General features: G+C 56.1%; 11 protein-coding genes. 7 read left to right on the top strand and 4 right to left on the bottom strand.

Annotated features, from left to right (window positions below):
• Positions 1-3: 3 nt before the first annotated feature.
• On the bottom strand, positions 4-1,014 hold the full coding sequence (gene dctP / locus ACR0DH_RS17980) for a TRAP transporter substrate-binding protein DctP (RefSeq protein ID WP_170787610.1): 1,011 nt from the start codon (positions 1,012-1,014) through the stop codon (positions 4-6).
• Positions 1,015-1,102: 88 nt separating this feature from the next.
• Positions 1,103-2,404, bottom strand: coding sequence for a Gfo/Idh/MocA family protein (locus ACR0DH_RS17975; RefSeq protein ID WP_480551249.1), 1,302 nt, complete (start codon positions 2,402-2,404; stop codon positions 1,103-1,105).
• Between ACR0DH_RS17975 and ACR0DH_RS17970 the strand changes: the two genes are divergently transcribed.
• Positions 2,403-3,056 carry a GntR family transcriptional regulator gene (locus ACR0DH_RS17970; RefSeq protein ID WP_480545050.1) on the top strand — a complete coding sequence of 218 codons (654 nt, stop codon included), beginning with the start codon at positions 2,403-2,405 and terminating at the stop codon, positions 3,054-3,056. The two genes, ACR0DH_RS17975 and ACR0DH_RS17970, sit on opposite strands and share 2 nt — an antisense overlap.
• Positions 3,057-3,314: 258 nt before the next feature.
• Here ACR0DH_RS17970 and ACR0DH_RS17965 read toward each other — a convergent pair whose 3' ends face one another.
• Positions 3,315-4,046, bottom strand: a complete 732-nt coding sequence (locus tag ACR0DH_RS17965) for a hypothetical protein (protein ID WP_480551247.1) — start codon at positions 4,044-4,046, stop codon at positions 3,315-3,317.
• Positions 4,047-4,241: 195 nt separating this feature from the next.
• The gene (locus ACR0DH_RS17960) at positions 4,242-4,796 is read right to left on the bottom strand and encodes a ZrgA family zinc uptake protein (RefSeq protein WP_480545048.1); all 555 of its coding nucleotides are present in this window, start codon (positions 4,794-4,796) and stop codon (positions 4,242-4,244) included.
• A 253-nt stretch (positions 4,797-5,049) separates the two neighbouring features.
• On the opposite strand from ACR0DH_RS17960, the gene ACR0DH_RS17955 reads away from it, so the two are divergent.
• The 6 genes from ACR0DH_RS17955 (at position 5,050) to ACR0DH_RS17930 (ending at position 13,458) form a co-directional block, all read left to right on the top strand.
• Positions 5,050-6,321 carry an imelysin family protein gene (locus tag ACR0DH_RS17955; RefSeq protein WP_480545047.1) on the top strand — a complete coding sequence of 424 codons (1,272 nt, stop codon included), beginning with the start codon at positions 5,050-5,052 and terminating at the stop codon, positions 6,319-6,321.
• 199 nt (positions 6,322-6,520) lie between these two features.
• Positions 6,521-8,137, top strand: a complete 1,617-nt coding sequence (locus ACR0DH_RS17950; protein ID WP_480551245.1) for a di-heme oxidoreductase family protein — start codon at positions 6,521-6,523, stop codon at positions 8,135-8,137.
• 3 nt (positions 8,138-8,140) lie between these two features.
• A complete protein-coding gene (locus tag ACR0DH_RS17945) occupies positions 8,141-9,151 on the top strand; it encodes an imelysin family protein (protein ID WP_480551243.1) in 1,011 nt (336 codons plus the stop codon).
• A 4-nt stretch (positions 9,152-9,155) separates the two neighbouring features.
• Entirely contained in the window at positions 9,156-10,241 is a 1,086-nt protein-coding gene (locus ACR0DH_RS17940; protein WP_480551241.1) for a DUF1513 domain-containing protein, read from the top strand.
• Positions 10,242-10,342: 101 nt separating this feature from the next.
• Positions 10,343-12,232 carry a biosynthetic arginine decarboxylase gene (gene speA / locus ACR0DH_RS17935; RefSeq protein WP_480551239.1) on the top strand — a complete coding sequence of 630 codons (1,890 nt, stop codon included), beginning with the start codon at positions 10,343-10,345 and terminating at the stop codon, positions 12,230-12,232.
• A 14-nt stretch (positions 12,233-12,246) separates the two neighbouring features.
• Positions 12,247-13,458, top strand: a complete 1,212-nt coding sequence (locus ACR0DH_RS17930) for a saccharopine dehydrogenase family protein (RefSeq protein ID WP_480551237.1) — start codon at positions 12,247-12,249, stop codon at positions 13,456-13,458.
• The last annotated feature ends 13 nt before the right edge of the window (positions 13,459-13,471 follow it).

The raw sequence follows: 13,471 nt of genomic DNA, 5'->3' as shown, positions 1-13,471 counted from the left end.
GGCTCAGTTGCCCAGAGCGTTGATCTGATCCAGAACGCCTTCGGGCCATGAACCTGCAAACTCGCTGTCCAGATACATGGACTGTACCTGATCACGGAACGCTGCGAGATCGGGTTCGTAGATCTCCATCCCCTGCTCTTTCAGGAAGCTGACAAGGTCCTCTTCTTTCTGAAGCTGCTTCTGGCGGCCGGATTCAGCTGCAGCATCCGCAGCTTCCTGGACCTTGGCCTGCTGTTCCGGTGTCAGCCCGTCCCAAACCTCTTTGCCGATTGCGATATAGTTCAAGTCGACCAAGTGCGATGTTAGGATGATCTGATTGGTCACTTCGTAGAACTTGGCATCCACCACGGTCGGCAGCGGGTTGTCCTGACCATCTACGGCGCCGGTCGACAGAGCTGTGTAAACCTCTGAGAATGCCATTGGTGTCGGGGCGGCACCCAGCGCTTTGCCAAGGAACTGCCACGCATCTGTGCCCGGCATCCGCAGATTCACACCCTCCAGATCAGCTGGAGTGCTGACGGTCAGTTCATCCTTGGGCTGGCGCAGGTTCACCTGACGACGGCCCAGGTACATGACCGACAGCAGTTTGACGCCCAGTTCTTCCTCGGCCTTTTGCTTGAAGGCATCCATCAAGGGATCGTTGAAGACAGCCACCTGATGCGCGGCGTCCTGGTGGACATAGCCTGCGGTAAATATCGAAAACTCGGGGAAGAACTGTGCCAGCTCCTGCGCCGAGGTGATCGACATTTCCAGGTTGCCCCGGCTGATGGCGTCCAATTCGGTGCCTTGGGCGAAGATGGTTCCGTTATAGCTGGGCTCGTAGCTTGCGAAATCAGCGACCATGGGTGCGAAAACCTCGGCCATGGCGACCGAACGTTGGTCGGTCTCCGACCCGGACGTTGCGAGGCGAAGTTGCACTTTGTCGTCTGCAAGCGCACCACTTGTTGCGCTGAACAGAACACCGGTTGCAACCAGGGCTGATACAGCAGCCCGGCGGGTAAGTTTGGTAATCACTTTGCTCCTCCCTGAGACATCATGATGCTTTTTTCCGATTCTGAGTTTTGACCTATTTTGGACATTTTGCAAGATTTTTTACAAAATATCAGATATTTTTCATTACCTGCAATCTCTGTTGCTGCGTTTCCTGAAGGTTTCTTATCCTGACAGTCTCGCCAGTTCTGCAAGAATTCTGAATAGCTTCAATAACTTGAAGCGTTCTGAACCCTTCCCATCCAGACACAATCGGCACTGCTTCGTGCCGAGCTACTTCAACAAAGTGCCTGAGCTGATTGACCAGAGGGTCAGACGCACCCTTCTTCAGCGCGGTTGATGAGATTGGCGTCCACCAGTCCCTTTGCTCACCCTGGTAACTCCACAATCGAAGATCGGGAACGGACAACGAACCATGAGAGCCACCTATCATGTAGCTACTCTCAGTGGTCGACGGATAGATTGGATATTCCTGAGACGTCATCTCCCAGCTCCATGGAGCAACGATGCTATCGGACACACTTATGGTCCCGATCGCCCCACTTTCAAACGTCAACAGCGCGCCGGCGACATCTTCGTTGTCGTAACCCCGCTGCGATGAAGCCGACTGAGCCTGAACGGTCACGACTTCTCCGGCCAGGTACCGCAGCAAATCCACATCGTGGACAAGATTGACTGAGATGGGCCCTGCACCGGGATTCTTTCTCCAGGGCGCAGCATCAAAATACTCGTCTGGCTTATAGAACCAGCAATTCGCATGGACAGCGCGCACATCTCCAATCTTCCCATCGACAATGGCTTCCTTAGCCGACCGGATCAGAGGATTGTGCCGACGATGATGTCCGACCATCAGTGGCACATTGGCCTTCTCCGCTGCTTGAACAAGCTCAAGTGCAGCGGTGGCTTCCACGGCGATCGGCTTTTCGACGAGAACGGGACAACCATGTCGAACACACGTGAGACCTTGCTCGACATGAAGCGTGGTCGGAGTCGCCAGAACAGCTCCGTCTGGCGTCTGATTTGCTAACATTTCCTCGACGGTTTCGTAACATGCGACCCCATGCTCAACGGCGTAAGCACGGCCTTCATCGCTGGGGTCGACCACCGCGACGAGATCAACATGGCGCAACGCTCGGATAGCGTCTGCGTGGCGGCGTCCAACAAGGCCAATGCCGACAATGGCAATGCGAAAGTTCTTAGACACTTTGCTTCCTTCCGGAGGGTCAGGAAAATCCCGAAACCGATGATTGCGATCGGGCTGCTTTGCCCAACTTGGCCACGACCGTATTGGGGTTTTCGCGATTCCGCAATAATGTATGATATTTTTATTTTTACCATACATCGGTTTGGATTGCTGATGTCTCTGAAAAATGCTAATTGAACGAGGAAACTGATAATATCGGGTGAAACGCATGGTGAAACAGCCGTCTACGATAGGTGCAAGCACCTATCAGCGCATCAAGCGGGACATCATCTTCGGGGAACTGCAGCCCGGCTCCAAACTGAAGCTGGACGCCTTGAAGGAACGCTACTCAGCAAGCCTTTCGACACTTCGTGAAACGCTGAACAGGCTCGCTAGTGACGGATTTGTCGAAGCTCCCGAGCAACGAGGTTTCCTGGTCACGCCGGTTTCACGAGATGACCTAACCGAGATATCAGAGCTGCGCGTTCTGTTGGAATGCCACGCGTTGGAGTTGTCCATTGCGAACGGCGACACGGACTGGGAAGGCAACCTTGTTGCCGCACACCACAAACTGCACCTGATGGAACAGCAGCTTCTCAAGGGCGATGAGTCCGAGAAAGAAACCTGGAAACGATATGATTGGGAGTTTCATCAAGCAATGATCGCGGCCTGCAACTCCAAAAACCTTCTGTCTCTGCACTCGATCATATACGACAAGTACCTGCGGTATCAGATGCTCGTGTTGACTTATCGAGGTGAAGAAGCGGTCAAGGAGCACAAGGGCATGTTCGATGCCGCGCTGGCCAGAGACGCCGACACGGCGAAGAGGCTGTTGGAAGATCACATTCGAAATGGCCTCCAGCATACCTTGGAGGCTATGTAAGACGTTCCCCTTGCCGCAATAGCGACAGCCTTCAACGCAGAGCACCCCGGTGAAGGCCAATTTCTTTTGATCGAATTCGCCAGTCAGGGCACCGCTACGACAATTGACCTTTCGGCTTACCCCTTGAAGGTCACGGCACCCATATTTTACAGAGTGTTAATGTGTGGGGTTTGTGTCCAAGACGGACCTCCGCTACCAGTTCCCCAACAGGGTCGATCGATGAAGTAAAGATCCCTACGCGGTTGCGCGATTATACTGCTATCTACGTACCTTGTGTACCTTCAAACCATCCAGATAAGCCCGTTTTTCGATCTGAACCTCTTCATCGCCTAAACCTGACCGGTTGAGCTCAAGGAAATACGCAGCAGCCCCAGAGGGTTGGACATTCGCATTCTTGACAGGAATCAGATCATCCGACCGCACATTTACTACGGACAGCACCTTTGTAAGTGCCAGGAATCGGTCGTCAGTGTCTGAGACATTGATCCGTAAGACATGCGCTTGCGCAGAAACCGTCTGTTCAACCCTGCTCACAACTGCATCCAGATCGGACGCAGGTTTGAGCTGTTGGGTATAGTCTGAAAGGTGCTCCAGAATTCTGTTGGATTGAATGTTTTGCCAATAAACACTTTTGATCCAGTCAGACGGGTTTCTGGTTGTGTAGAAAAAGGTCACGCGGGCTTTGCCGCCGGCGAACAGCTGCACTTCTTCCAAGAGAACCTGAGCAAGGACATGTGTTTTTGTGTATGACCAGACATTCTTCCGCCCCGGGATCATGCCTGCGAATTCTTCGCTACTGATCAGCAGGGGTTTGTCTTCCTGATCTACAAAGGGTTCAAGCGCCGCACGCAGCTTCGTGCGAAAGCCCTGGAGTACTCGGTCTTGCGATAGAACGGCGTATCTACGCGCCGAAAACCCGGCCTCTTTCAGATCGCGCGGCAGAAGGATGTTAACGCGTTTTTTCAGAAGCTCCCGGTTTCTGAAAAGCATCGATTGAAAGGTTCTGGTTCCCGTTTTGTGAAAACCCTGATGAATAACCACCTTCATGTCAGAACCCTAGTCTACACCGCGCGACGGTCTGAAAAGCCAAACTCTACCGGGCAAAAACTTATTTGTGAGCGACTGATAAAGACCCCAAGCGATAACCAATTGCGAACAATGGCCAGCATATATCCATTAATGTTTCTAAAGACCGGTCAAATCGATCAATGGAGTCGCGCGCGTTACCTCAAACTCATGCGAGCTATCGGGCAGGGCAATGCTGATCTCAAGGCTTTGAGCACGTTCAAAGCGGCTGAAATAGGCAAACTCGATGGTCGTCAGCGCTGCGATGTCCTGACATTGGATTACATAATCAGCTCGAAACTCAGAATGTTCGGCATCTTCATCCGGCTCATTGCTGGATTCAACAACCTGCGTTTGATCAACGATCCCCTCTGATGTCAGCGCCACATTGGCCGATGCGGTAAAACAGCCCGCATCTTCGGCAAGGACAAATAACTCCAATGGCTTAGATAAATCCGAAATCGCGACCGCAACCTTAGCGCGATCCTCATCTGTCTCTGCTTGGCTTTCAAACCCGACAATATCCGCGCTGGGCACGGTTAGTGACAGTGAGAATTCCGCCCCTGAGAACACCATGCTCAACTGCCCAGTGCCATGTTTGTGCTGGTAGTCTTGCTGTGTTGCATGGGCCATCACGCCCGTCGACAACAAAGACAAGAAAAGAAACAGGCGCATCATCAACCACGTACCACCAAAAATAGAATCACAACGCCGAGTTTAGCCCGAATCGCAAGGTGCGCAACGCAGGTCGCTACGGCAAGTATCGCCAGATATGGGGATGTGCGGCAGTTTGCCCATACGTGAGCGTATATCCGACAATAAAACTCAGGTTGACATTTCCGACTCATTCACTCAACTTTTTGGGTGTAAAAAACAGTGTGGCCACTCAGCCCGCACCGCCCTTTATTGACAGGAAAGATCAAACCACATGTCCAAGTCTATTGCCGCTGCCAGCGCCCTAGCCTTCTGCGCCGCAACCACCGCATCGGCCGCCGATGCGCCTGCAAAAGCAGATGTCCTGAACACCTACGCGAATATTGCTGAAGCCAAGTATGACGATAGCCTGATCGCTGCCAAGTCACTGCAAGCGGCCGTGAACGCTCTGATCGCAGAGCCATCGGATGCCACCCTGAATGCGGCCCGTGCCGCCTGGCTTGCCGCGCGCGTACCTTATCAGCAAAGCGAGGTTTACCGTTTCGGCAATGCCATCGTCGATGACTGGGAGGGCAAGGTGAACGCCTGGCCGTTGGATGAAGGTCTGATCGACTATGTTGACGCGTCCTACGGTGGCCCGAGTGATGAGAATGAGTTTGCCGCTCTGAACGTCATCGCCAACCCCAGCTTTGAGCTGTCTGGCAATGCGATTGACGCCTCTGAAATCACCCCTAAACTGCTGGCAGAAACCCTGCACGAAGCTGATGGCATCGAAGCCAATGTAGCAACCGGCTACCATGCGGTCGAATTCTTGCTGTGGGGTCAGGACCTGAACGGCCACGGCGGCGGCGCTGGCAACCGCCCTTGGACTGACTTTGCACAAGCGGACGAATGTACCAACGGAAACTGCGACCGTCGTGCCCAGTATCTGAGCGCCGCAACAGACTTGTTGGTTAGCGATCTGGAATGGATAACTGCACAATGGGCCGAAGATGGTGAAGCCCGTGCTGCACTGACCCAGAACGAAGACGCGGGTATCAGTGCGATCCTGACAGGCATGGGGTCGCTGTCTTATGGCGAAACCGCAGGTGAGCGGATGCGTCTTGGCGTAATGCTGAACGACCCGGAAGAAGAGCATTCCTGTTTTGCCGACAACACACATAACGACCACTACTACAACGGTGTTGGCATCCAGAACGTCTATCTGGGCAGCTACACCCGGATTGATGGCACCCCGGTCAATGGTGCGTCATTGTCCGATCTGGTCATCGCAACCGACCCTGCGCTGGATACCGAGATGAAAGCCAAACTGGCGAATACCATGCTTGCCCTGGGCGTGATGAAATCCACCGCCGAAGCCGGGTTCGCCTATGACCAGATGTTGGAACGCGGCAATGCCGGTGGCGAAGCATTGATCATGGGGGGTGTGAACGGCCTGATAGACCAGACTAAAACGATCGAACGTATCGTTACCGCGCTTGAGTTGGAGAATATCGAATTCGAAGGTTCGGACAGCCTGGATAACCCGGATGCAGTGTTCCAATGAGCTAACCCTGGGACCAGAGACGCAAGGAGGCGTCTCTGGTCAAGTTGGCACTGCTACGCGCCAAGTCGTTGATCTTGATCTCGAACCCTACGCTGCGACCAAATGAGATCACCACAAGAACCTTATAGACGGATATGCAATTGGCGGACGAACGCAATCGAACCCATCTGTAAGGTGCTGATCAAACAATTGATCGCTGATGAAGAAAGTCACATCGATGCTTTGGAAACGCCAGCTGATCTGCCTGAGCGGCACAGCACAGCCATCTATGCATAGCTCAATACCGCAGAATTGGGCAAAGGCGTACACCGTTATCGTGCTGACGTTCTGCACACTTGTCGCCACCCCCGCAGTGCCAAACCAGCTGCAAGATCTGCACCTGAACGTCATTCCTCGCACCGCCGAAGAACAGGATCGCATTTCCAAAGTTACTGCGCCACCGCTGGACTTTTTCGCTCCGCAACGCTTTGAAGACCTGCCCGGAGGGGCGGCGACCGTCCGTGTGCGCAATGATGCCGACGCATTTTCCCAGCCTTCGCGCAATCTGAGCTTTGAACAGGAGCTGGACTTCAAAGTCGGAAACGGGTTGTTCAGGAAAATCTGGGTTTCATCACCATCCTCGACGCTCGCCTCGGATGGTTTGGGGCCGCTCTACAACGCACGCTCTTGCCAGCGCTGTCATATCAAGGACGGGCGCGGGCATACACCGAACGGGCCGGATGACACCGCGATTTCGATGTTTCTGCGGGTTTCCATCCCCGGCGCGGCGGAAGACGGCTATGCCGAGATCGCGGACCACATCGCCACCTTGCCTGAGCCTACCTATGGCGGTCAGATGCAGGACTTCGCAATGGCGGGACATCCGGCAGAATACCGGCTGGATATCACATATGAAGAGGTTCCCATCACCCTCTCAGAGGGCGAAACTGCGTCACTGCGCAGCCCAACCTACCAAGCCGCCGATCTGGGCTATGGCCCTTTGCACCCGGATGCCATGCTTAGCCCTCGCGTGGCGCCGCAGATGATCGGCCTAGGATTGCTGGAGGCGATCCCGGTCGCCGACCTGCTGGCCAAGGCCGATCCGGACGACACGGATGGGGATGGGATATCAGGCCGCCCGAACATCGTTTGGTCTGCGGAATATGACGCGCCGATGATGGGACGGTTTGGCCATAAGGCCGGGATGCCAACCGTCATGGAACAATCTGCAGCGGCCTTTGCGGGCGATATTGGCATCGCCAGCCCTCTGTTCCCTACGCCTTTTGGGGATTGCACCGATACGCAGATCGATTGCGTGCAAGCCCCCCATGGCGATGATGACCACAGAGGTTTCGAGATTGATCAGGTTGGGATGGATCTAGTGGCTTTCTACAGCCGTAACCTAGGCGTACCCGGTCGTCGTGATGTAGATGACCCAGAGGTATTGCGCGGAAAAGAAGTGTTTCATAGCTCGGGATGCGTTTCGTGCCACACGCCGTCCCATGTGACCCACCGTCTGGAAGACCGCGAAGAACACAGCTTTCAGCTGATCTGGCCTTACACCGACCTCCTGCTGCATGACATGGGCGAAGGTCTGGCCGACAATCGCCCCGAAGCGCGCGCAACAGGCCGCGAGTGGCGGACGCCCCCGTTGTGGGGTATTGGCCTGACCAAGCGTGTCTCGGGCCATACAGAATTCCTTCACGATGGCCGCGCGCGCAATTTTCTAGAGGCCATCCTTTGGCATGGCGGCGAAGCGCAGGGGGCCCGAGACCAGGTCGTTTCTATGCCCAAATCCGACCGGGATGCCCTTATCCGTTTTTTGGAGAGCCTGTGACACATGCATAAACTCGCCCTGATCGCAGCCTTGGTTTTTCCGTTGTCCGCAGCGGCGCAGGACCACACGCCCACGCTGATCGACGTGACCGAAAACCACATCCTGCCACGCTTCACTATGCTTGCCGAAGCGACAGAAGTTCTAAATGCGACCGCGCAGCAGGATTGTGCTCCAGAATCGCAAGACCTTCGGGCCGCTTACAGCACCGCATTCGACGCGTGGATATCGGCCAGCCACCTACGATTTGGGCCTACCGAAACCGATGATCGCGCCTTTGCGATGGCTTTCTGGCCGGACACCAAGGGCTTCACACCCAAGGCCCTATCAAAAAACATTGCAAGCGAAGATAGCGCCGTTGCGTCATCTGATGCCTATGCCGAAACCTCGATCGCCGGGCGCGGGTTCTTTGCACTGGAACGGATGCTATATGACACTGAGTTTGCCCAGCGAGGCAGCGCTGCATATCGATGCACTCTGATCCAGGCGATCAGTGCTGATATTGATGCAAATGCCGATGCTATGGCGGCCGACTGGCAAACTTTTGCGCCTGAACTGACGCAACCAGCGGCAGATGGCCCCTATCGCACGCAGGATGAGGCCTTGCAGGAATTGTTCAAGGCATTGTCGACCGGGCTGCAGTTCACATCCGAGACACGCTTGGGCCGTCCGCTGGGCACATATGACCGACCGCGCCCCAAACGGGCCGAGGCGCGCCGTTCCGAACGATCCTTACGCCATGTTGAGCTTTCGCTTTTCTCCACGCGCGGTCTTGCGGCGCGCCTGTCTGCCGAACACCCGGAAATCGCCGCGGATCTGGAAACAGCTTTCAACCGCGCGATCGAGAGCGCTCGGTCTATCGACGACCCGGCTCTGGCCGGTGTTGCGGATCCCCAAGGCCGCTTTCGGATCGAAGCGCTGCAACAGTCGATTAATGATATCCGCCAGATTGCAGCGACTGAGCTTGGCCCGACACTTGGAATCAGTGCCGGCTTCAACTCATTGGATGGAGACTGAGCCCTTGACCAGCCGCAGGCAATTCCTTGCCGGTCTCGCCGCCGCCAGCATCGCCCCGATCCGGGGATGGGCCGCGGCAGGTGCACCAGACTATCTGGCGGCAGGGCTGTTCCCGGATGGGTCATTCCGATTGGCGGGTCTGAGCGCCGAAGGCGATATCCTGTTCGCCGTGCCCCTACCTGCCCGCGGTCACGCTGCCGCCGCGCATCCTACGGAACCGCTGGCCGTGGCCTTCGCGCGCCGTCCCGGAACCTTTGCTATCGTGATCGATTGCGCCGGTGGTACAGAACGGATCCGGCTTCAGGCGCCTGAAGGCCATCATTTCTATGGGCATGGCACGTTCTCAGCAGATGGTTCCAAGTTCTTCGCAACCGAAAACAACTTCGAAACCGGAGAAGGCCGCTTCAGTGTCTGGGATACAAAAACCTTCGAACGACTCGGCGAGTTCTCATCAGGTGGCATTGGCCCTCACGACATACGCTTGATGCCAGATGGGCAGACCCTCGTGATTGCCAATGGCGGCATTGAAACCCGCCCCGAGACCGGTCGCACCAAGCTGAATCTGCCAGTGATGCGCCCGAACCTCAGCTATGTGACCCTAACGGGCGGGCTGGTAGAGCAGATGGAGTTGCCCAGCGCATTGCACAAGAATTCGATCCGGCATCTGGCCATACGCGGCGATGGGCTGGTCGGATTTGCTATGCAGTGGCAAGGCAGCCGGACCGAGCATCCGCCACTTCTGGGTCTGCACCGAATGGGCCAAGACCCGGTCTTGCTGTCCGCCCCGGCTGCAAACCAACGCCATCTACAGGGTTATGCAGGCAGCGTTGCCTTCTCGACCGATGGCGCAACGATCGCCATCACCTGCCCGCGTGGCAATGCACTGCACCGATTCGACGTGCAGACCGCCACATTCACAGACGCCTCAGCACTGCAAGACGTTTGCGGGCTTGGCGCGGGCCTCGATGGGTTGATCTTCACAACTGGATCCGGGCTATTTGGCGCATTAAATCAAGCAGAACCAAAGGTTCTGACGCGTTCGGATTGCCAATGGGACAACCATCTGATCCCGATCCGTACCTTCGCGTGAAATTCGGCAATCCCCTTCACATAGTTTACACTTGGAAGAATCAAACTGCTGCCGTATTGGCGGGCGCGAAACTGGCACGCTTATGTTAAGGATCGACCTGATTGAAACAGACGCCCGACGCACCGCATTCCATCTACGGGGTTGAGAAATGGGGCAAAGGCCTCATCGAGGTGACGGAGCAGGGCGAGGTCGGTCTGCGCAATCCGATGTCTCCGGACACGGCGGCGATCAGCCTGCCCGGTATCCTCAGCGATTTGGATGACCGGGGTATCAAAGCGCCGATGCTGCTGCGCGTGACGTCCTATCTGGAACATGAGATCGCGCATCTGAATGAAAGCTTCGCTGAAGCCATCGCGCGGGTAGGCTACAAAGGCCCCTATCGTGGCGTGTTTCCGATCAAGGTGAACCAACAGGCGCAGGTGGTCGACCGGATCGTCGAGTTCGGCAAGAAGTACAATTACGGGCTCGAGGCCGGGTCCAAGCCCGAACTGGTGGTGGCTTTGGCGCACCGGCTGGCGTCTGAGGCGTTGATTGTCTGCAATGGCGTCAAAGATGCCGAGTTCATCCAACTGGCGATCCTGTCACGTAAAATCGGGTTCAACACCGTCATCGTTCTGGAAAGCCCGAAAGAGGCCGACACGGTGATCGATGTCTACAACGAGTTGGGCATCGAACCCCTGATCGGCGTTCGGGTGAAACTGACCAACCAGATTAGTGGGAAGTGGGAGGAAAGCTCGGGCGACCGCTCGGCCTTTGGTATGAATACCGACCAGCTTGTGGCAACGGTGGACAAGTTGCGCGAGGCGGGACTGTTGCATTGTCTCAGGCTGCAGCACTCGCATCTGGGCAGCCAAGTGCAGGACGTCAACGATGTCCGCCGCGCCGTGGGTGAGGCCTGTCGTTATTATACCGAACTCACCCGCGAGGGCGTTCCGCTGACCCATCTGGACCTCGGCGGCGGTATGGGCGTGGATTATACCGGCGAAAAGAAGGCCGCAGAAAACTCGATCAACTACACGGTTGAGGAGTATTGCAGCAACGTGGTCGAAACCGTCGCTTATGCCATGGATGAGGCCGAGATTGCCCACCCGACATTGGTGACTGAAAGCGGGCGTGCAGTCGTTGCGACGTCTTCGATGCTCGTGTTCAATGTGCTGGAAACCACGCTCTACGATGCACCGGATGGCCCCGAAGTAGAACCAGACGACCACCACATGGTCTCGGACCTCGCTACGGTACACGGTTACCTCAGCAAAGATCGCCTGCAGGAATGCTGGAACGACGCCACATTCTATCGCAACGAATTGCGCGCCCTCTTCCGACGCGGCTATGTTGACCTGCGCCAAATGGCCCGCGCCGAACGCATCTACCTGTCGCTGATGGCCCGCCTCAAGGCACTGGCCGCCAGCGATGAACTGGACACGGATGTGGATGATCAGCTTGAGAAAGTGGCCGATATCTACCACTGCAACTTCTCGCTTTTCCAATCCCTACCCGATGTCTGGGCCATCGACCAACTGCACCCGATCGTGCCGCTGCAAGGGTTGAACCAAATGCCCGACCGCCGCGCCGTTCTGTCCGACATCACCTGCGACAGCGACGGCAAGATCGACCAGTTCATTCTGGCCGACGGTGTCTCACCCAGCCTGCCGGTGCATTCGCTACCAGATCAGGGCGAGTACTTCATGGGCGTCTTCTTTGTAGGTGCCTATCAGGAAACGCTCGGCGATCTGCACAACCTCTTCGGTGATACCAATGTCGTCACCATCGACCTGCGGGCAGATGGCGGCTTCGACCTGCTCCATGAACAAGAGGGCGACACAATCAGCCAGGTCCTGTCTTACGTTGAATTCGACCCCCAAGACTGCGTCGCCGCCTTCCGCAAAATGGTGGACGAGGCGATCTCGACCGGTACTCTGCAAGCCAAGGACCGCAAAACCCTGATGGGCGCCTATCGCGACTCGATCAACGGCTACACCTATTACGAATAAGAAGGAGACAGACCATGGGCAAAACACTGGTTGTCGGCGCGGGCGGCGTATCCCACGCAGCCGTGCATAAGATGGCGATGAATTCGAACATCTTCACCGAGATCACTCTGGCCAGCCGCACGAAATCGAAATGCGATGCCATCGCAGCAGCCGTTAAAGATCGCGTCGATGTGGACATCAAGACCGCCGAACTGGACGCCTACAAGGTCGAAGATACGGTGAAACTGATCAAGGAAACCGGCGCCGAGATCCTCGTGAACCTCGCCCTGCCCTATCAGGATCTGGTGTTGATGGACGCGTGCCTTAAGGCCGGTATCCACTACCTCGACACCGCGAATTATGAGCCCGAGGATGAGGCCAAGTTCGAATACCACTGGCAATGGGCCTATCAGGAACGGTTCAAAGAGGCTGGCCTGACCGCCATCCTCGGCTCGGGCTTCGATCCGGGCGTGACCTCCGTCTTTGCCACATGGCTCAAGAAACACAAGCTCGACACCATCCGCCAGATCGACGTGCTGGACGCCAATGGCGGCTCGAACGATCAGGAATTCGCCACCAACTTCAACCCGGAAATCAACCTGCGCGAAGTGCTGGCCGAAGTGCGCCACTGGGAAAATGGCGAATGGAAACACTCCCCCGCCATGAACCACAAGGTCGAATTCGATTTTCCCGCCATCGGCCCCAAGAATATGTACCTGATGTATCACGAGGAGTTGGAATCGCTCAGCACCCACTTCCCCGAGATCGAGCGGGCCCGCTTCTGGATGACCTTCGGCGACGCCTATATCACCCACGCCAAGGTGCTGGAAAATGTCGGCATGACCCGCATCGACCCGGTGATGCATGACGGCAAGGAAATCATCCCGATCCAGTTCCTGAAAACCCTGCTGCCCAATCCCGGCGATCTGGGCGCGGAAACAAAGGGCAAAGCCTGCATTGGTGACATCGCCACGGGTCAGGCCAAGGACGGCTCGGGCGAGAAGACCTTCTACATCTACAACATCTGCGACCACGAAGAATGCTATGCTGAGGTCGGCTCCCAGGCCGTCAGCTACACCACGGGCGTCCCCGCCATGATCGGCGCAGCACAGGTTCTGAAAGGCAATTGGACAGAGCCGGGAGTCTGGAACATGGAACAGCTCGACCCCGATGACTTCATGGACATGCTAAACACCCACGGCCTTCCATGGCAGGTCCACGAACTCGACGGCCCCGTAGAATTCTAGATCCAGAACTTCA

This window comes from Ruegeria sp. I1, assembly GCF_056532675.1.
This window is presented reverse-complemented; position numbering and strand designations above follow the sequence as displayed.